The sequence below is a fragment of the Streptomyces sp. NBC_00247 genome (assembly GCF_036188265.1).
GTDB lineage: Bacteria > Actinomycetota > Actinomycetes > Streptomycetales > Streptomycetaceae > Streptomyces.
The window spans coordinates 1928133-1946032 of sequence record NZ_CP108093.1; the positions used below are offsets into that span (position 1 = coordinate 1928133).

A 17900-nucleotide genomic window follows, 5' to 3' on the forward strand; every position below is an offset into this window, starting at 1 on the left:
GATCCGAGGATCACTTGCCGTAGACGAACGGCATGACCAGACCGATGAGGGCGAGCGCCTCACAGAAGGCGAAGCCGAGGATCTGGTTGGCGCGGATCAGGCCCGCGGCTTCGGGCTGACGGGCGAGAGCCTGGGTGCCGTTACCGAAGATGATGCCGACGCCGACGCCGGGGCCGATGGCGGCGAGGCCGTAACCGATGGAGCCGAGGGAGCCGCTGACGGCAGCAAGGGTCTGGGACATGCCAGTTCTTCCTTCTCTTTCACGGACCGGTGGGGGTTGGCCACCGGACGACTGAGGATCGGGACGGTGCTCAGTGGTGCTTGGCGAGCGCGCCCTGGATGAAGGTGCAGGTCAGGAGTACGAAGACGTACGCCTGCAGCGCCTGGATGAAGAGCTCGAACGCGGTCATCACGATGACCATCACGAACGAGACGCCGGCGTAGGCGATACCGATGCCGTTGAGCAGGTACCAGCTGGCGATCGTGAACAGCAGCAGCAGCGTGTGACCCGCGAACATGTTCGCGAACAGACGCACCGCGTGCGTGAACGGGCGGACCAGCAGATTCGAGAAGAACTCGATCAGCATGGCCAGCGGCAGCACCGGGCCGAGCGACTTGTCGTAGCCGGTGAAGTTCTTGAAGGCCCCGACGAAGCCGTGCTTCTTGAACGTCAGGCTCACCCAGAGCACGTAGACGATCAGAGCGAGCGCGATCGGGTAGGCGATGATCGACGTCACCGGGAACTGGGCGACCGGAATGATCGACCAGAGGTTCATCATCCAGACGAAGAAGAACAGCGAGACGATGAGCGGGACGTACTTCTCGCCCTCGCGCTTACCGATGGTCTCGTGCACGACACCGCGGCGGATGAAGTCGTAGCCCATCTCGGCGACGGACTGCAGCTTGCCGGGGACGATCTTGGGCTTGGCGAACGCGGCCCAGAAGAAACCGACGATGATGACCGAGCCCAGCAGGGCCAGCAGCATCGGCTTGTTGAAGTACAGGTTGCTGTCCGCGTCGCCCCAGAGGGGTTCGAACAGGAACGAGTGCAGGCCGGGTGCCGGGAAACCACAACCGTCGAAGATGTGGCAATCGGTCTCGAAGGCGAGCACCTGTGTCGGGTCAGCACTCACCGCGGGCTCCTTCAGCGTGGCGCATAGGTACGGCAACCTCGTTGTGTCGGCGCGGCGCGCAGCCGCGGTTCGGCACTGGACTGGTGTTTCGGATGTGAGAGCGGCAGTCAGGCATGTGAGCCTCGCGATCGGGCAGGCGTCAGCTCACATGCCCGCGCCCGCAGTGCCGCAGTTGGAACCGGACGATAGCAGGGTCCGGAACGGGCGTTTATTCCGCCCCTACCCTTCACGTCGGGGAGCCGGTCTTTTCGGGCTTCTCAGCCTTGCTGGACTCGGGTTCGACGTAGAGGATCTTGGCGGTCATGTGCGCCCGTGCCTGAGCACCGATCCATACGAGGGTGAGCGCGACCAGCGTGATCGCGAACGCCTTCGGGTTGAACGCGGTCGTGTTCTTGAACGCGGCGACGAAGATGAACACCAGCAGAAGCTGCGCGGTGTACAGCATCAACCCCATGGCCTGGAACAGGTGCGGGAGAGACCGGGCGGTCCGCTGCAGGACGACGAGTCCGATCCCCATGAAGAGAATCACGACCAGCGTCCCGACGAGCGCACCGAGGGCCCCCTTGCCACCGGCCACGCCGGCACCGATGGCTACGGCGATCGCGCCGGCGGCAGCGGTGGGCAGGGCGGTGTGGAGGAGGGTCCGGGCGTCGTTGGTCGGCATGGCGGCAGCTCCGCTTGCTTGGGGTGGGCAAATGGTGTCGTCATGGACGAGCGTAGGCCCGGTCCGAGTCGATGCCTGAGGCCAATGGACCGACGTACTGGGGTCCTTCGGCTCTGTCACCGGGTCTCGTGAACGGTATCACAAACTATTTGATGAGGTCTTTACCTCAAACGTGTGCCAACTGTCACACGCGAGGACTAGTTGCCCGCGTGGCGACGCGACAGTCTGACGACTTGTCTGGTAAGGGCGACAGCGTCCGAAAGGTCAGCGCGGGGAATTGGCCTTACGTCGATCGGAGAACCGCGAACGAGTGCCGATGGCGGTCGCTCCGTTGACGCCGGAGACTCCCACGGCGACCCGTGGGCGGTCGGCGTCCTCGTCCGCGAGGTGCGAACCGTGTGCCTCCGGAGCCGCCGTCTCCTCCGGCGCGGGCGCGGGGTCCGCCGGGAGCTCCGCGGGGCGTCGTCGGCGCCGGTAGCGGGGCGGCACCATGGAGTTGGCCCAGCGCGGGGCACGCGGGGTGAAGCGCGGCAGCAGGAGCAGCACCAGCCCGACGGCGCTGAGGAACACGATGACCAGCACGATCCACATCGACGCCGAGTGCACCGAGTACCCGACCGCGCCGAACGCGATCAGCGCCGACCAGAAGTACATGATCAGCACGGACCGGCTGTGCGAGTGGCCGATCTCCAGCAGCCGGTGGTGCAGGTGGCCGCGGTCGGCGGCGAACGGCGACTGGCCGTTCCAGGTACGCCGCACGATCGCGAGCACCAGGTCGGCGGCGGGGATCGCGATGATCGTCAGCGGCAGCAGCAGCGGGATGAAGACCGGCAGCATCGCGTGGGTGGCCTGCCGCTCGCTCCCCTCGAAGAGCTTCATCGCGTCCGGGTCGACCTGCCCGGTCACCGAGATCGCGCCGGCGGCGAGGACCAGGCCGATCAGCATCGAACCGGAGTCGCCCATGAAGATCCGCGCCGGGTGCATGTTGTGCGGCAGGAAGCCCAGGCACATGCCCATGAGGATCGCGGCGAAGAGGGTGGCGGGGGCCGCTGCCTCGATGCCGTACCCGTACCAGAGGCGGTAGGTGTACAGGAAGAACGCGGCGGCGGCGATGCAGACCATGCCGGCGGCGAGGCCGTCCAGGCCGTCGACGAAGTTCACCGCGTTGATCGTCACGACGACCAGCGCGACCGTGAGCAGAGTGCCCTGCCAGGGGGTGAGCGCCACCGTCCCGATACCGGGGATGGGCAGCCAGAGGATCGTCAGACCCTGGATGACCATGACGGCGGCGGCGATCATCTGGCCGCCGAGCTTGATCAGCGCGTCGATCTCGAACTTGTCGTCGAGGACGCCGATCAGCCAGATCAGCGCCGCACCGGAGAGCAGCGCCCTCGGCTCGTTGGAGAGTTCGAAGACCCCGCCGAGGTTGAACAGGTGCGAGGCGACGATCAGTCCGGCGCACAGTCCGCCGAACATGGCGATGCCACCGAGCCGCGGTGTCGGTTCCCGGTGCACGTCCCGCGCGCGGATCGCGGGCATGGCCCCGATCGCGATGGCGAACTTCCGCACCGGTCCGGTCAGCAGATAGGTCACTGCGGCCGCGACACACAGCGTCAGCAGGTAATCACGCACGGGCTGCCCCACAGATTTCGCCGGCCATCTCAGCCCCACACCCTAGCCCCACGAGCGAAGACATCGGGGAACGGGTGACGGTTCCACAGGTTCCGTCTACCCGTGAAAGGGCTGATACCGCTCGGCGAATCCCCGCACTTCGGCACGGATGCGATCATGATCGGCTCCGTCCCGGACCGCGTCGGCGAGCAGGACGGCGATCCGTGCCACGTCCGCCTCGTCCATGCCCTGCGTGGTGACCGCCGCCGTGCCGAGCCGGATACCCCTGCCGTGACCGTCCCTGAGCGCGGCGGCTCCCGCGTGCGGCAGGGCGCATACGTCCAGCACCATCCCCGCGGCGGCGAGGCGGTCACGGGCGGTACGTCCGTCGACGCCCAGCGGCGACGGGTCGGCCAGCACCGTGTGGGTGTCGGTGCCTCCGGTCGCCACGTCGAACCCCTCCGCCTGAAGGGCTGCGGCGAGCACCCGGGCGTTGGCGACGACCCGGTGCGCGTACGTCGCGTACCCGACAGTCGCGGCCTCGCCGAACGCGCGGCCTTCGCGGCGATCGTGTGCATCTGTGCCCCGCCCTGGGTGAACGGGAAGACCGCGCGGTCGATCCGTCCGGCCAGTTCCTCCCGGCAGAGCAGCATTCCGCCGCGCGGACCGCGCAGCACCTTGTGCGTGGTGGCGCAGACCACGTCGGCGTACGGGACCGGGTTCGGCGCCGCTCCCCCGGCGATCAGCCCCATCGGGTGCGCCGCGTCGACGATCAGGCGGGCGCCCACCTCGTCGGCGATCTCGCGGAAGAGCGGGTAGTCGGGGCTTGTCGGCCAGCGGCGAGGAGAGCGCGGCGAGCACGGCGGGCGACTGGAAGTTCTCGGCGGCGATGAGCTGGAGCGAGCCGGCCTGTCTGCGGGACTCCTCCCGCAGACAGGCCGGCGATCTCCGGGTCGGTCCGGAACAGCGGGTCGAAATCCTCGGCCGGGGCGGCGGGGGTGCTGTGGGGGTGCTGACCGGCATCTGACGGCTCCGGGCCTGAGGGTGCTGCGGTGGGGTGGCGTCGCATCCCATGTAGGCCGCGACCGGCCGTCTCCGCCCGATGAGGAGCGGTGTCCGGTGCGTGCGATCACCAGGCGGCCGGGAGCTCTCGTGGCGGAGCCACCAGGGCTTCCGGCCGACGCCGCGACCGTGCGTGCCGGACACCGCGACGGGGCGGAGCTTGCCGGCAGGGGCGTCGAGCCGGTACGAGCCCGTACGCCCGCCGCGGAGGGCGGTCGGGGCCGGTCGGCGCAGGGGCGTTCACCGCTCGCGCGGGGCGCCGGCCGGGGCGCGGTTCAGTGGTGCGCGGGTACGCCGGTGAGCGCGGTGACGACCGGGTCGAGCGCCTGGTTGATCTCGTCCCCGATCGAGCGGAAGAAGGTGATCGGGGCGCCGTACGGGTCGTACACCTCGTCGGCGTCCGCGGTCGGGGCCAGCAGCCAGCCGCGGAGCGCGGCGGCGGCGCGCACCAGGGCGCGGGCACGCTCGACCACGCCCTCGTCGTGGGCGTCCGGCAGGGTGGCGGGGTCTATGGCCCGCACGAGCCGGGTGAACTCCTTGAGGGTGAAGGTGCGCAGGCCGGCGGAGTGGCCCATCGAGATGACCTGCGCACGGTGGTCCCGGGTCGCGGTGAGCACCAGGTCGGCACGGATCACGTGCTCGTCGAGGAGCTCGCGGCCGACGAAGCCGGTGGCGTCCGCGCCGAAGTCGGCGAGGACGATCTCGGCGTTCGCCTCCATGGGGGCGCCTTCGTGCCCCCAGGTGCCCGCGCTCTCCACGATGAGGCCGCCCTGGAGGGGATCGCCGAGGCGGTCCACCAGGGCATGGCGGGTCAGCCGCTCGGTGATGGGCGAGCGGCAGACGTTGCCGGTGCTGACGTGGAGAATGCGGAAGTGGTCCCTCTGCCCCGCTATGCCACGCCCCTCAGGGGCGGTCAATTGGCCACCTCGAGGTCGGGTACCACCTTGCGCAGTTCCTCGACGGACAGAGCGCCGGCGCGCAGCAGGACCGGGACCTTGCCGGTGACGTCGACGATGGAGGACGGGACGTTGCCCGGGGTGGGGCCGCCGTCGAGGTAGACGGAGACGGAGTCCCCGAGCATCTCCTGGGCGGCGTCGCAGGTCTCCGGGGACGGGTGGCCGGTGAGGTTGGCACTGGAGACGGCCATCGGGCCGACCTCGGTGAGCAGCTCGATGGCGACCGGGTGCAGCGGCATCCGGACGGCGACGGTGCCACGGGTGTCGCCGAGGTCCCACTGGAGCGACGGCTGGTGCTTGGCGACGAGGGTGAGGGCGCCGGGCCAGAAGGCGTCGACGAGCTCCCACGCCTGCTCGGAGAAGTCGGTGACCAGGCCGTGCAGCGTGTTCGGGGAGCCGATGAGGACCGGGGTGGGCATGTTGCGCCCGCGGCCCTTGGCGTCGAGCAGGTCCGCGACGGCCTCCGAGGAGAAGGCGTCCGCACCGATCCCGTAGACGGTGTCGGTGGGGAGCACGACCAGTTCGCCGCGACGTACCGCCGAGGCCGCTTCACGCAGCCCGGTCGTACGGTCGGTCGCGTCGTTGCAGTCGTATCGCCGTGCCATCAGCCGGCCTCCTCAAGCGGGTACGGGTAAAGGTGATGCGGGCAGTGCGGGCGGGGGGCCGTCGCCCCGGTCACGGCATGGCCTTGCGGGCGGTGGCGAACCGCGGCCGGTTGTTGAGGTCCGGGTGGTCGGCCGCGTCGGCCCAGCCGCGTTCCTCGGTGAAGATCCAGGGGACCTGGCCGCCCTGGGTGTCGGCGTGCTCGATGACGACGAGGCCGCCGGGGCGGAGCAGGCGGTGCGCGGTGCGCTCGATGCCGCGGATGGTGTCGAGACCGTCCTCGCCGGAGAAGAGCGCCATCTGCGGGTCGTGGTCGCGGGCCTCGGGCGCCACGTACTCCCACTCGGTGAGCGGGATGTACGGCGGGTTGGAGATCACCAGGTCGACCTGGCCGTCGAGCTCGGGAAGGGCGCTCAGGGCGTCTCCGCGGTGCACGGTGACCCTGGACCCCTCGGCGTTCTTCCTGGTCCACGTGAGGGCGTCCTCGGAGAGCTCCACGGCGTGCACGCGGGAGCGCGGCACCTCCTGGGCCATGGCGAGGGCGATGGCGCCGGAGCCGGTGCAGAGGTCGACGATCAGCGGCTCGACGACGTCCATCGCGCGGACCGCGTCTATGGCCCAGCCGACGACCGACTCGGTCTCCGGGCGGGGTACGAACACCCCGGGGCCGACCTGGAGCTCCAGGTAGCGGAAGAAGGCGCGGCCGGTGATGTGCTGGAGCGGCTCGCGGTTCTCGCGGCGCGCGATGGTCTCCCAGTAGCGCGCGTCGAAGTCCGCGTCCGGCACCCTGTGCAGTTCGCCCCGCTTGACTCCGTGGACGAAGGCCGCGAGCTCCTCGGCATCGAATCGCGGCGAGGGGACACCGGCGTCGGCCAGCCGCTGGGTGGCCTGGGCCACCTCGGCGAGCAGCAGGTTCATCGCGGATCTCCGTACGGGTTCACGGGCGGGGCGGGCGGGATCAGGCGTTGGCGAGCTTGGCGGCGGAGTCGGCGTCGACGCATGCCTGGATCACCGCGTCGAGGTCCCCGTCGAGGACCTGGTCCAAGTTGTACGCCTTGAAGCCGACGCGGTGGTCCGAGATCCGGTTTTCCGGGAAGTTGTACGTGCGGATCTTCTCGGACCGGTCGACGGTGCGCACCTGGCTGCGGCGCACGTCGGAAGCTTCCTGCTCGGCGGCCTCCTGGGCGGCGGCGAGCAGCCGGGACCGCAGGATGCGCATGGCCTGCTCCTTGTTCTGGAGCTGGCTCTTCTCGTTCTGGCAGGAGGCGACGACACCGGTGGGCAGGTGCGTGATGCGGACGGCGGAGTCGGTGGTGTTGACGGACTGGCCGCCGGGGCCGGAGGACCGGTACACGTCGATGCGCAGGTCGTTCGCGTGGATCTCGACCTCGACCTCCTCGGCCTCGGGGGTCACGAGGATGCCGGCGGCGGAGGTGTGGATGCGGCCCTGGGACTCGGTGGAGGGCACGCGCTGCACGCGGTGCACGCCGCCCTCGTACTTCATCCGGGCCCAGACGCCCTGGCCGGGCTCGGTGGCGCCGTTGCCGCCCTTGGTCTTCACGGAGACCTGGACGTCCTTGTAGCCGCCGAGCTCGGACTCGGTGGAGTCGATGATCTCGGTCTTCCATCCGATGCGCTCGGCGTAGCGGAGGTACATGCGCAGCAGGTCACCGGCGAACAGGGCCGACTCGTCGCCGCCCGCGCCCGCCTTGATCTCCAGGAGCACGTCCTTGTCGTCGCTCGGGTCGCGCGGAACGAGAAGGAGGCGCAGGCGCTCGGTGAGCTCCTCGCGCTGCTTCTCCAGTTCCTTGACCTCGGCGGCGAAGTCGGGGTCGTCGGCGGCGAACTCGCGGGCGGTGACGATGTCGTCACCCGTGCCCTTCCAGGACCGGTACGTGGCGACGATCGGGGTCAGCTCCGCGTAGCGCTTGTTGAGCTTGCGCGCGTTGGCCTGATCCGCGTGGACCGACGGGTCGGCGAGCTTCTTCTCGAGATCGGCGTGCTCGCCGATCAGTTCCTCGACCGCCTCGAACATCTTCGGGCTCCTGGGTGGGGGTGACTGGGGCGTGTGTCGAATAGTGGCGCCGCCCGCCCGGAGGGCGGGTCCGGCGGCGTCCGGTGCGTGCGATCGCAAGGCGGAGGGTCGCCCCGATACTGGATGTATCGGGGTGATCCCGACAACGCCGCGAGCGTGCGTGCCGGGCGTCGCCGGACAGGCGCCACTTTCGACACACGCCCTACGGGCCTGCTGGAGGAAGGTGCCGGTCGGGTCCGCGGGTCTCCCCAGGACCCGACCGGAAAAAACGCCGGTTCCGACCGCCCCCGAGAGGGCGCCCGAGAACCGGCGCTGTGGCTCGCTACTTGGCGGCGGAGCCTGCACCCTTGCCGAAGCGGGCCTCGAAGCGGGCCACCCGGCCGCCGGTGTCGAGGATCTTCTGCTTGCCCGTGTAGAACGGGTGGCACTCGGAGCAGACGTCGGCACGGATGGTGCCGTTGTCGATGGTGCTCCGGGTGGTGAACGACGCGCCACAGGTGCAGCTGACCTGCGTGTCGACGTACGTGGGGTGAATGTCGCGCTTCAAGGTGTCTCCTAGTTTCGGGAGGGCTCCGGGTCGTCCGCGCGGATTGCGCGTCCGTGAACCGGGGCCGACGTACCAGTCTGCCAGGACCGGCCGTATCTCCCAAAACCGGGGTACGAGCCGGTCTATTCCCGGCGGGACCGGGCGGGAGCGCGCCGAGCCGTCCGCGCCGCGGGGTGCCCGGCCGGCGACTGGCGCCTCGTCGGACCGTGCTCAGCCGACCACGGTCGCCGCGGAGCCCTTGTCGCCCGCGGAGTTCGCGGTGGCGGCGGCCGGGATCGCCACGTCCGCGCGCAGGGCCTTCCAGACCGCTTGGGCGTCCTTCTCCAGCGGGACCACACGGTTGGGGTCCGCCGGGTCGTACCGGACGGGCAGGGTGACCATGTCGACGTCGTCGGCACCGAGGTTCTTGAGCCCGTTCGCGAAGCCGGTGAGCTTGGTCACCGAGGCGAGGTCGGAGTCGGTGGTGATGGCCTTGGTGGCGGTGTTCGCCATTCCGAACAGCTTGGCGGGGTTGGTGAACACCCCCACCGACTTGACCTGTTCCATCAGCGCCTTGACGAACGCCTGCTGGAGCTGGATGCGCCCGAGGTCGCTGCCGTCGCCGACGCTCTTGCGCGTACGCACCAGGCCGAGGGCCTGTTCGCCGTCGAGGGTGTGCGTGCCGGGGGCGAGGTCGAGATGGCTGCCGGGGTCGTCGATCGCCTCACTGGTGGTGATCTCGACACCGCCCAGCTGGTCGACGAGCTTCTTGAAGCCGGTGAAGTCGACCTCGACGTAGTGGTCCATGCGGATACCGGACATCGCCTCGACGGTCTTCACCGCGCAGGCCGGACCGCCCACCTGGTAGGCCGAGTTGAACATCTGGCCGGTGGCCGCCGGGGTCTGCGCCCCGGTGCCGGGGTCGGTGCAGGCGGGCCGGTCGACGATGGTGTCGCGCGGGATCGAGACGACGTCGGCGGACTTGTGGCCCTTGTTGACGTGCACGACCATCGCCGTGTCCGAACGGGCGGTGCCCTGGTCCTCGCCGTACTCGGAGTTGGCGCCGGAGCGGGAGTCCGAGCCGAGCACCAGGATGTCCTCGGAGCCGTTGTCGACGTCGTCGGGGCGGTCGGTGCCGAGGGCGGCGTTGATGTCGACGCCCTTGAGGTTGCCGTCGAGCGCGAAGTACGCGTAAGCGAGTCCCGAACCGCCGAGGACCACGACCCCGGCCGCGGTCCAGGCCACCACGGTCTTCGCCCGGCGCCGGCGGGAGGGCTTTCTGCGCCGCCCGCCGGTGCCGCGTATGCGGCCCGTACCTCTGCTGCCCTGCTCGCTCATGGATGTTCCTCGTTCCCGGTTCCCCGCTGCTCCCTGCTCCCCCCTGCCGGAGTGGTCCCGGCACGGTCGGGTCGTCTCTCGGATGGACGCCGAAGCACCAAGAAGGGTGCCACGACGCCCTGTGACCACCGTACGGCCGAACGGGTGGGAGGCGGACCTGGAGAACTGCCGGTGACACCGCACTCACCTGCGGTTTCGTTCTCCCTGCACGCTCTTCCGCGCCCCCGGGACGGTCACCCTGAGTGTGGTGAACGTCTCGGACGCGACGAAACCGCCCCCGCCGCGGGTGCGACGGGGGCGGTTCGTGCAACTTCCTTGCGGACGTCAGTCGTTGTTGTTACCCGGCGACGGCGTCGTCTTCTGGATCTGGAGCAGGAACTCCGCGTTGGACGAGGTCTTCTTCATCCGGTCCAGCAGGAGCTCGATCGCCTGCTGCTGGTCGAGCGCGTGCAGGACCCGGCGCAGCTTCCAGGTGATGGCCAGCTCGTCGCTGCCCAGCAGGATCTCTTCCTTACGGGTGCTGGACGCGTCGACGTCGACGGCCGGGAAGATGCGCTTGTCCGAGAGCTTCCGGTCGAGCTTGAGCTCCATGTTGCCGGTGCCCTTGAACTCCTCGAAGATCACCTCGTCCATGCGCGAGCCGGTCTCCACGAGCGCGGTGGCCAGGATGGTCAGCGAGCCGCCGTCCTCGATGTTGCGCGCGGCACCGAAGAAGCGCTTCGGCGGGTACAGCGCGGTCGAGTCGACACCACCGGACAGGATGCGGCCGGAAGCGGGCGCCGCGAGGTTGTACGCGCGGCCCAGGCGGGTGATCGAGTCGAGCAGCACGACCACGTCGTGCCCCAGCTCGACCAGGCGCTTGGCCCGCTCGATGGCCAGTTCGGCGACGGTGGTGTGGTCCTCGGCGGGGCGGTCGAAGGTCGAGGAGATGACCTCGCCCTTCACCGACCGCTGCATGTCGGTGACCTCTTCCGGACGCTCGTCCACGAGGACGACCATCAGGTGGCACTCCGGGCTGTTGACCGTGATCGCGTTGGCGATGGCCTGGAGGATCATGGTCTTACCGGTCTTCGGCGGGGCCACGATCAGACCTCGCTGGCCCTTGCCGATCGGCGCGACCAAGTCGATGATCCGCGTCGTCAGGACGTTGGAGTCGGTCTCCAGGCGGAGCCGGTCCTGCGGGTACAGCGGCGTCAGCTTCTGGAACTCCGGGCGTCCGCGGCCGGATTCGGGCGCCATGCCGTTGACGGTGTCGAGGCGCACGAGGGCGTTGAACTTCTCGCGGCGCTCGCCGTCCTTGGGCTGGCGCACGGCACCGGTGACGTGGTCGCCCTTGCGCAGGCCGTTCTTGCGGACCTGGGCGAGCGAGACGTACACGTCGTTCGGACCCGGGAGGTAGCCGGAGGTCCGGATGAACGCGTAGTTGTCGAGGATGTCCAGGATGCCCGCGACGGGGATCAGGACGTCGTCGTCGGCGACCGGCACGTCGCTGACGAAGTCCTCGCGGCCACGACGGCCACGACGGTCGCGGTAGCGGCCGCGACGGCCACGACGGCCGCCCTCGTCGTCGAAGTCGTCCTGCGGCCCGTTGTCACGGTGCTGCTGCTGGCCCTGGCCGCCACCCTGTCCCTGGCTCTGGCTCTGGCCCTGTCCCTGGCGCTGCGACTGGCCCTGACCCTGGCGCTGCTGGCCCTGGTCGTCGCCCTTGCCGCGGCGGTCGCGCTGACGGTCCCGGCGATCACCGCGCTGACGGTCCTGACGGTCGCCGCGACGGCCCTCGGCGGTGTCGGCGGCCGACTCGGCACGGGCGTCGGCCTTGGCCTCGCCGCGGTCGTCCTGCTTCTCGGCGGCGCGCTCGTCCTGCTTCGGCTCGGCCTTCACCTCGGGAGCACCGGCCTGCGCGGTGGCACGCCGACGGCGGCGCTCGCCCGCGGGCTGGTCGTCGCTGGCGGGCTGGCCGGGGATGTCGATCTGCTGCTGCGCGGCCGGCTTCTCGGCCGGGGCCGCGGCCTCGTCGCCCGTGCGCGCCTTGGAGGTGGCGCGGCGCTTGGGCTTGCTCTCCGCGTCCGTACCGGCGGCGGGCGCCTTGGCGGCGGCCTTGGCGGCGGGGGCCTTGCCGGCCTGCGCCTCCTTGATGACCTCGATCAGCTGGCTCTTGCGCATGCGCGCGGTGCCCCTGATGCCGAGGCCGGACGCGACCTGCTGCAGCTCGGCCAGGACCATGCCGTCAAGGCCGGTGCCGGAGCGGCGGCGCCGTGCGGTGGTGCCAGAGGCAGCACCTTCGGCGGGCGCGGCGCTGTCGACACTCTTGTCGGCAGTCACGCCCATCAGATCGGTGGTGTCGCTCACGAAGGGTCCTTCCCTGGAGCGGACGTCGGCCTTCTGGCTCGGCGACCGGTTGTGCTGTCCGGCATTCGGTTGGTGATCTTTTCGATCGCGGACCGTGCCGGGGCGGTGGTCCGCCGGTGCGGCGGAGAGAGGTACGTGCGGGGTCCGACTCGAGCTCCCCCTGCTCGGCCCACTCATGGACGAACGAGGGGTGTCGTGCCGGTTCCGGAGCGTGCTCGAAACTGCTCAGACAGGCTGATCAGGCAGTTGGGGAGGCTCCCGGAAGAAAGGTGGTCCCTGAAGGGGACACGAAGCAACGCGTCGCTGGGACGTCGATTGCCGACTTGAGATTAACACTACCGGCTCCAACAAATATTCCCCCTCTCTGTCACCGGCAATCCCTCTGCTTACGGGGCGAGCGGCAGCACGCACGCGCCGGGGCCGTCGAGGGCGAGCTTGTTCGCGGCCCACCCCTCACCCGCGAGGCGGGCCACCTTGTCGGCGGCGCCCTCTTCCGTGAGGGCCAAAACCGTGGGCCCCGCACCGGAGATGACGGCGGGCACCCCGTCCGCGCGCAGCCGGTGCACCAGTTCGAGGCTCTCCGGCATCGCCGGCTCCCGGTACTCCTGGTGGAGCCGGTCCTCGGTGGCGGCCAGCAGCAGCTCGGGGCGCCGGGTCAGCGCCTCCACGAGCAGCGCGGCGCGGCCGGCGTTGGCGGCGGCGTCCACGTGCGGGACCTGGCGCGGCAGCAGTCCGCGGGCGGTCTCGGTGAGCACCGGCCTGCCCGGTACGAAGACCACCGGCACGACCGCGGCGGCCGGGTCCATCCGGATGGCGCGGGCCGCCCCGCCGTCCATCCAGGCGAGGGTGAATCCGCCGAGGAGGCAGGCCGCGACGTTGTCCGGGTGGCCCTCGATCTCGGTGGCCAGTTCCAGCAGCGCGGCGTCGTCGAGGCGGGCCTCTCCGCCGGTCGTCACCGCGCGGGCGGCGACGATGCCGGCGCAGATGGCGGCGGAGGAGGAGCCGAGGCCGCGGCCGTGCGGAATGCGGTTGGCGCAGACGATTTCCAGTCCGCGCGGCTGTCCGCCGAGCAGGTCGAAGGCGGTGCGCATGGCGCGTACGAGCAGGTGCGACTCGTCGCGGGGCAGGGTGTCGGCGCCCTCGCCGGCGATGTCGATGTGCAGACCGGAGTCGGCGACCCGGACGACGACGTCGTCGTAGAGGCCCAGCGACAGGCCGAGGGCGTCGAAGCCCGGGCCCAGATTGGCGCTGGTGGCGGGGACGCGCACCCTGACGGCGGCGGCTCGGAACGCGGGACCGGCCATCGGCTGGTGGACTCCTTGGGGCGGGGATGCGGTGCGTGCGGGTGACTCTGCGGCGGCGGGGTGACGCGGGAGTCCGGTCGGCCGGAAAGCGACTTCCGGGCGGCGGTGCTCCGGCGGTGGACCCCACGACCACCGCACGACGACAAGGACAGGCCCTTACGGCGCTGCCGGTCACGTACAGCTTATCGAAGGAAGGTTCTGTGGCGACATAGGGCGCATGGGAGGCGCACGATGCGTGTCGCACCCGTCCCTTGCGCTCTCCGCCCCGGACAGGGGGGTTGGGCCCGGCCGGCCGGGGTGCGCCGCACCGCCCGGAGGCGTTTCGCCTGCCGGGCGGCGCGGTGTCGGTGCGTGGCCCCGGAACCGGGGTACCGCGTGCGGACGGGGCTCAGACGAGGCCGAGCTTCTGCGCGGCGGTGGCGGCGTCGACCGGGACGGTGACGGGCTGCGGTGCGCCCGCGACGGCCCAGTCGGGGTCCTTGAGGCCGTTGCCGGTGACGGTGCAGACGATCCGCTGGCCGCGGTCGACCTTGCCCTCTTCGGCGGCCTTGAGCAGGCCGGCGACGGAGGCAGCCGAGGCGGGTTCCACGAAGACGCCCTCCTGCGCGGCCAACAGCCGGTACGCGGAGAGGATTTGACGGTCCGTCACTTCGTCGATGAAGCCGCCGGACTCGTCCCGGGCGGCCAGCGCGTAGTTCCAGGACGCCGGGTTGCCGATCCGGATCGCGGTGGCGATCGTCGCCGGGTCCTTCACGATCTCGCCGCGCACGATGGGCGCGGAACCGGAGGCCTGGAAGCCCCACATGCGCGGCCGGTGGGTGGCCAGGCCGTCACCGGCGTACTCGGTGTAGCCCTTCCAGTAGGCCGTGATGTTGCCCGCGTTGCCGACCGGCAGGACGTGGATGTCCGGGGCGTCGCCGAGCGCGTCGACGATCTCGAACGCGGCGGTCTTCTGGCCCTCGATGCGGACCGGGTTGACCGAATTGACGAGCGCCACCGGGTAGTTGTCCGACAGCGAGCGGGCCAGTGTCAGGCAGTCGTCGAAGTTGCCGTCGACCTGGAGGATCTTGGCGCCGTGCACGAGCGCCTGCCCCATCTTGCCGAGCGCGATCTTGCCGCGCGGTACGAGGACGGCGCAGACCATTCCGGCGCGCACCGCGTACGCGGCGGCGGAGGCGGAGGTGTTGCCGGTGGAGGCGCAGATGACGGCCTGCGCGCCCTCCTCCTTGGCCCGGGTGATGGCCATGGTCATGCCGCGGTCCTTGAACGAACCGGTGGGGTTGGCGCCCTCGACCTTGAGGTACACCTCGCAGCCCGTGCGCTCGGAGAGAACCTGCGCCGAAACGAGCGGCGTACCACCCTCACCGAGGGAGACGACCGGCGTCGTGCTCGTGACCGGAAGGCGGTCCCGGTACTCCTCGATGATGCCCCGCCACTGGTGGGTGCCCTTGCTGGTCATGGGTCCTTACTCCCCTTCAACACGCATGATGCTGGCGACACCGCGGACGGTGTCGAGCTTGCGCAGCGCTTCGACGGTCGCCGAGAGGGCGGCGTCGGGCGCGCGGTGGGTGACGACGACGAGAGAAGCCTCGCCACTCGTGTCCACCCGGCGCCCGCCGCCCCCCTGCTCGACGGCGACCTCGTCGCCGCTGCCTGAATTACGGCTCTGCTGACGAACGGTATCGATCGACACGCCCTGCTCGGCGAAGACGGTGGCGACCTGGGCGAGAACACCCGGTTTGTCGGCGACGTCGAGGCTGATGTGGTAGCGCGTCACGACCTCACCCATCGGGCTGACGGGGAGGCGCGTGTAGGCGGACTCACCGGGGCCGGTGGCCCCGTTGAGCTTGTTCCGGCAGACGGCGACGAGGTCGCCGAGGACCGCCGAGGCGGTCGGCGAACCGCCGGCGCCGGGGCCGTAGAACATCAGCTGCCCGGCCGCTTCGGCTTCGACGAAGACGGCGTTGTACGCCTCGCGGACGGAGGCCAGCGGGTGGCTGAGCGGGATCATCGCGGGGTGGACGCGCGCGGTGACCGACTGCCCGTCCGCCGCCCGCTCGCAGATGGCGAGGAGCTTGACGGTGCAGCCCATGCGGCGGGCGGAGGCGATGTCGGCGGCGGTGACCTCGGTGATGCCCTCGCGGTGCACCTCGCCGATCTTCACCCGGGTGTGGAAGGCGATTCCGGCGAGGATGGCGGCCTTCGCGGCGGCGTCGAAGCCCTCGACGTCGGCGGTCGGGTCGGCTTCGGCGTACCCGAGGGCGGTGGCCTCGTCGAGCGCCTCGGAGTAGCCGGCGCCGCTGGTGTCCATCTTGTCGAGGATGAAGTTGGTGGTGCCGTTGACGATGCCGAGCACCCGGTTGACCTTGTCGCCGGCGAGGGACTCGCGCAGCGGACGTACCAGCGGGATGGCCCCGGCGACGGCTGCCTCGTAGTACAGGTCGCGGCCGTGCTTCTCGGCGGCGGCGTGCAGGGCCGTGCCGTCCTCGGCGAGGAGCGCCTTGTTGGCGGAGACGACGCTCGCGCCGTGCTCGAAGGCGGAGGTGATGAGGGTGCGGGCCGGCTCGATGCCGCCGATGACCTCGATCACGACGTCGATGTCGCCGCGTTCGACCAGGGCCGTGGCGTCGGTGGTGATGAGCGCGGGATCGATCCCCTCGCGCACCTTCGAGGGCCGGCGGACGGCGACGCCGGCGAGCTCGACCGGCGCGCCGATGCGCGCGGCGAGGTCGTCGGCGTGCGTCGTCATGATGCGCGCCACCTCTGAGCCGACCACACCACAGCCCAGCAGCGCCACCTTCAGCGGACGCGTACGCATCATCCGACCTCGTTTCTCCTGCGTTTGATATGTGGACCAGTCTCACTCACCGGACGGGCGATTCTGTCACCCGTCCGGATTCTGAGACGACTATTTCATCAGCCGACATCGAGACGCAGGAGATCTTCCTCCGTCTCGCGTCGGACGATGACGCGCGCCTCTCCGTCGCGCACGGCGACGACGGGCGGGCGGAGTGCGTGGTTGTAATTGCTCGCCATGGACCGGCAGTAGGCGCCGGTGGCCGGTACGGCGATCAGGTCGCCGGGTGCCAGGTCGGCCGGCAGGAACGCGTCCTTCACCACGATGTCACCGCTCTCACAGTGCTTGCCGACGACCCGGACCAGCATCGGTTCGGCGTCGGAGCTGCGTGAGACGAGCGCGACGCTGTACTCGGCGTCGTAGAGCGCGGTCCGGATGTTGTCGGACATCCCGCCGTCGACGCTGACGTACGTGCGGAGCCCTTCGAGCGGCTTGATCGTGCCGACCTCGTAGAGGGTGAAGGCGGTGGGGCCCACGATGGCGCGCCCCGGTTCGACGGAGATCCGGGGGGTGGCGAGACCCGAGGCCTCGCACTCGCGGGTGACGATGTCGCCGAGCGCCTTGGCGATCTCGTGCGGCTCGCGCGGGTCGTCGTCGGAGGTGTAGGCGATGCCCAGGCCGCCGCCGAGGTCGATCTCGGACAGCTCGACGCCGTGCTCGTCGCGCACCTCGGCGAGGAGCTGGACCACACGGCGGGCGGAGACCTCGAAACCGGCCATGTCGAAGATCTGCGAACCGATGTGGGAGTGGATGCCGGTGAGCTCCAGACCGTCCAGCGTGAGGGCGCGGCGTACCGCCTCGGCCGCCTGGCCACCGGCCAGCGCGATCCCGAACTTCTGGTCCTCGTGCGCGGTGGCGATGAACTCGTGGGTGTGCGCCTCCACGCCGACGGTGACCCGGATCTGTACCCGCTGGCGCTTGCCGAGCCGCTGGGCGGTGTGCGCGACGCGGACGATCTCCTGGAAGGAGTCGAGGACGATCCGGCCGACACCGGCCTCCACGGCCCGCTCGATCTCGTCGACCGTCTTGTTGTTGCCGTGGAAGGCGATGCGCTCGGCGGGCATCCCGGCGTCCAGCGCGGTGGTCAGCTCACCGCCGGAACAGACGTCGAGGTTGAGCCCCTCCTCGCGGAGCCAGCGCACGATCGCGCGGGAGAGGAACGCCTTGCCCGCGTAGTAGACGTCGGCGTCGGCACCGAAGGCGTCGGCCCAGGCGCGGCAGCGGGCCCGGAAGTCGGCCTCGTCGAGGAAGTAGGCGGGGGTACCGAACTCCTCCGCGAGCCGGGCGACTTCGATGCCGCCGACGGTGAGGGCGCCGTCGGCGTCACGGGTGACGGTGCGCGACCAGACCTTCTCGTCGAGGACGTTCAGGTCGGCGGGCGGGGCGGCGTAGTGCCCCTCGGGGACCACATCGGCGTGACGGGGTCCGGCGGGGTGGGCGGATCGGCTCATCGTTCGGTTCT

Annotated in this window: 16 protein-coding genes and 1 pseudogene; 1 reads left to right on the plus strand and 16 read right to left on the minus strand. The window is 70.4% G+C overall.

Annotated features, from left to right (window positions below; all coding sequences use genetic code 11):
• Positions 1-10: 10 nt before the first annotated feature.
• From atpE to OHT52_RS07815, 5 genes and pseudogenes are all read right to left on the minus strand, one after another.
• The gene (atpE, locus tag OHT52_RS07795; RefSeq protein WP_024884520.1) at positions 11-241 is read right to left on the minus strand and encodes an ATP synthase F0 subunit C; all 231 of its coding nucleotides are present in this window, start codon (positions 239-241) and stop codon (positions 11-13) included.
• A gap of 70 nt (positions 242-311) precedes the next feature.
• The gene (atpB, locus tag OHT52_RS07800) at positions 312-1148 is read right to left on the minus strand and encodes a F0F1 ATP synthase subunit A (protein ID WP_328723649.1); all 837 of its coding nucleotides are present in this window, start codon (positions 1146-1148) and stop codon (positions 312-314) included.
• Positions 1149-1359: 211 nt separating this feature from the next.
• Positions 1360-1797 (minus strand): hypothetical protein, encoded by a 438-nt coding sequence (locus OHT52_RS07805; RefSeq protein WP_328719406.1) that lies wholly within the window; start codon positions 1795-1797, stop codon positions 1360-1362.
• Positions 1798-2061: 264 nt separating this feature from the next.
• Entirely contained in the window at positions 2062-3441 is a 1380-nt protein-coding gene (locus tag OHT52_RS07810) for an MraY family glycosyltransferase (RefSeq protein WP_328719407.1), read from the minus strand.
• An 84-nt stretch (positions 3442-3525) separates the two neighbouring features.
• Positions 3526-4244 (minus strand): annotated as a pseudogene (locus OHT52_RS07815) (serine hydroxymethyltransferase); the annotation flags it as partial.
• Here OHT52_RS07815 and OHT52_RS31440 point away from each other — a divergent pair.
• Complete coding sequence (locus OHT52_RS31440; protein ID WP_443046830.1) at positions 4235-4435, plus strand: hypothetical protein; 201 nt, start codon at positions 4235-4237, stop codon at positions 4433-4435. The pseudogene OHT52_RS07815 and the gene OHT52_RS31440 overlap by 10 nt on opposite strands.
• A 310-nt stretch (positions 4436-4745) precedes the next feature.
• Here OHT52_RS31440 and OHT52_RS07820 read toward each other — a convergent pair whose 3' ends face one another.
• The 11 genes from OHT52_RS07820 to lysA all read right to left on the minus strand — a co-directional run bounded on the left by OHT52_RS07820 (position 4746) and on the right by lysA (position 17889).
• A complete protein-coding gene (locus OHT52_RS07820; RefSeq protein WP_328719408.1) occupies positions 4746-5387 on the minus strand; it encodes an arsenate reductase/protein-tyrosine-phosphatase family protein in 642 nt (213 codons plus the stop codon).
• On the minus strand, positions 5384-6031 hold the full coding sequence (locus tag OHT52_RS07825; protein ID WP_328719409.1) for an L-threonylcarbamoyladenylate synthase: 648 nt from the start codon (positions 6029-6031) through the stop codon (positions 5384-5386). The genes OHT52_RS07820 and OHT52_RS07825 overlap by 4 nt, the downstream gene beginning before the upstream one ends.
• 70 nt (positions 6032-6101) lie before the next feature.
• Positions 6102-6947: a peptide chain release factor N(5)-glutamine methyltransferase gene (gene prmC / locus OHT52_RS07830; RefSeq protein WP_266709130.1), complete on the minus strand. Its 846-nt coding sequence runs from the start codon at positions 6945-6947 to the stop codon at positions 6102-6104.
• Positions 6948-6987: 40 nt separating this feature from the next.
• The gene (gene prfA / locus OHT52_RS07835; RefSeq protein ID WP_328719410.1) at positions 6988-8064 is read right to left on the minus strand and encodes a peptide chain release factor 1; all 1077 of its coding nucleotides are present in this window, start codon (positions 8062-8064) and stop codon (positions 6988-6990) included.
• A gap of 322 nt (positions 8065-8386) precedes the next feature.
• Positions 8387-8611: a 50S ribosomal protein L31 gene (gene rpmE, locus OHT52_RS07840; protein WP_266709126.1), complete on the minus strand. Its 225-nt coding sequence runs from the start codon at positions 8609-8611 to the stop codon at positions 8387-8389.
• 210 nt (positions 8612-8821) lie between these two features.
• Positions 8822-9928 carry an LCP family protein gene (locus OHT52_RS07845; protein WP_328719411.1) on the minus strand — a complete coding sequence of 369 codons (1107 nt, stop codon included), beginning with the start codon at positions 9926-9928 and terminating at the stop codon, positions 8822-8824.
• Positions 9929-10252: 324 nt separating this feature from the next.
• Complete coding sequence (gene rho, locus OHT52_RS07850) at positions 10253-12277, minus strand: transcription termination factor Rho (protein WP_328719412.1); 2025 nt, start codon at positions 12275-12277, stop codon at positions 10253-10255.
• A 386-nt stretch (positions 12278-12663) separates the two neighbouring features.
• Positions 12664-13581, minus strand: coding sequence for a homoserine kinase (thrB, locus tag OHT52_RS07855; protein ID WP_328719413.1), 918 nt, complete (start codon positions 13579-13581; stop codon positions 12664-12666).
• A gap of 388 nt (positions 13582-13969) precedes the next feature.
• Positions 13970-15040 carry a threonine synthase gene (gene thrC, locus OHT52_RS07860; protein ID WP_328719414.1) on the minus strand — a complete coding sequence of 357 codons (1071 nt, stop codon included), beginning with the start codon at positions 15038-15040 and terminating at the stop codon, positions 13970-13972.
• Between the two features lie 6 nt (positions 15041-15046).
• Positions 15047-16402 (minus strand): homoserine dehydrogenase, encoded by a 1356-nt coding sequence (locus OHT52_RS07865; RefSeq protein WP_328719415.1) that lies wholly within the window; start codon positions 16400-16402, stop codon positions 15047-15049.
• A 95-nt stretch (positions 16403-16497) separates the two neighbouring features.
• Positions 16498-17889 carry a diaminopimelate decarboxylase gene (gene lysA, locus OHT52_RS07870; RefSeq protein WP_328719416.1) on the minus strand — a complete coding sequence of 464 codons (1392 nt, stop codon included), beginning with the start codon at positions 17887-17889 and terminating at the stop codon, positions 16498-16500.
• Between the last annotated feature and the right edge of the window lie 11 nt (positions 17890-17900).

What these genes read in the sequence shown, in the direction of transcription:
- atpE (WP_024884520.1), bottom strand. Translation starts at nt 241, where the DNA reads ATGTCCCAGACCCTTGCTGCCGTCAGCGGCTCCCTCGGCTCCATCGGT.
- OHT52_RS07805 (WP_328719406.1), bottom strand. Translation starts at nt 1,797, where the DNA reads ATGCCGACCAACGACGCCCGGACCCTCCTCCACACCGCCCTGCCCACC.
- OHT52_RS07825 (WP_328719409.1), bottom strand. Translation starts at nt 6,031, where the DNA reads ATGGCACGGCGATACGACTGCAACGACGCGACCGACCGTACGACCGGG.
- prmC (WP_266709130.1), bottom strand. Translation starts at nt 6,947, where the DNA reads ATGAACCTGCTGCTCGCCGAGGTGGCCCAGGCCACCCAGCGGCTGGCC.
- prfA (WP_328719410.1), bottom strand. Translation starts at nt 8,064, where the DNA reads ATGTTCGAGGCGGTCGAGGAACTGATCGGCGAGCACGCCGATCTCGAG.
- OHT52_RS07845 (WP_328719411.1), bottom strand. Translation starts at nt 9,928, where the DNA reads ATGAGCGAGCAGGGCAGCAGAGGTACGGGCCGCATACGCGGCACCGGC.
- thrB (WP_328719413.1), bottom strand. Translation starts at nt 13,581, where the DNA reads ATGGCCGGTCCCGCGTTCCGAGCCGCCGCCGTCAGGGTGCGCGTCCCC.
- thrC (WP_328719414.1), bottom strand. Translation starts at nt 15,040, where the DNA reads ATGACCAGCAAGGGCACCCACCAGTGGCGGGGCATCATCGAGGAGTAC.
- OHT52_RS07865 (WP_328719415.1), bottom strand. Translation starts at nt 16,402, where the DNA reads ATGATGCGTACGCGTCCGCTGAAGGTGGCGCTGCTGGGCTGTGGTGTG.
- lysA (WP_328719416.1), bottom strand. Translation starts at nt 17,889, where the DNA reads ATGAGCCGATCCGCCCACCCCGCCGGACCCCGTCACGCCGATGTGGTC.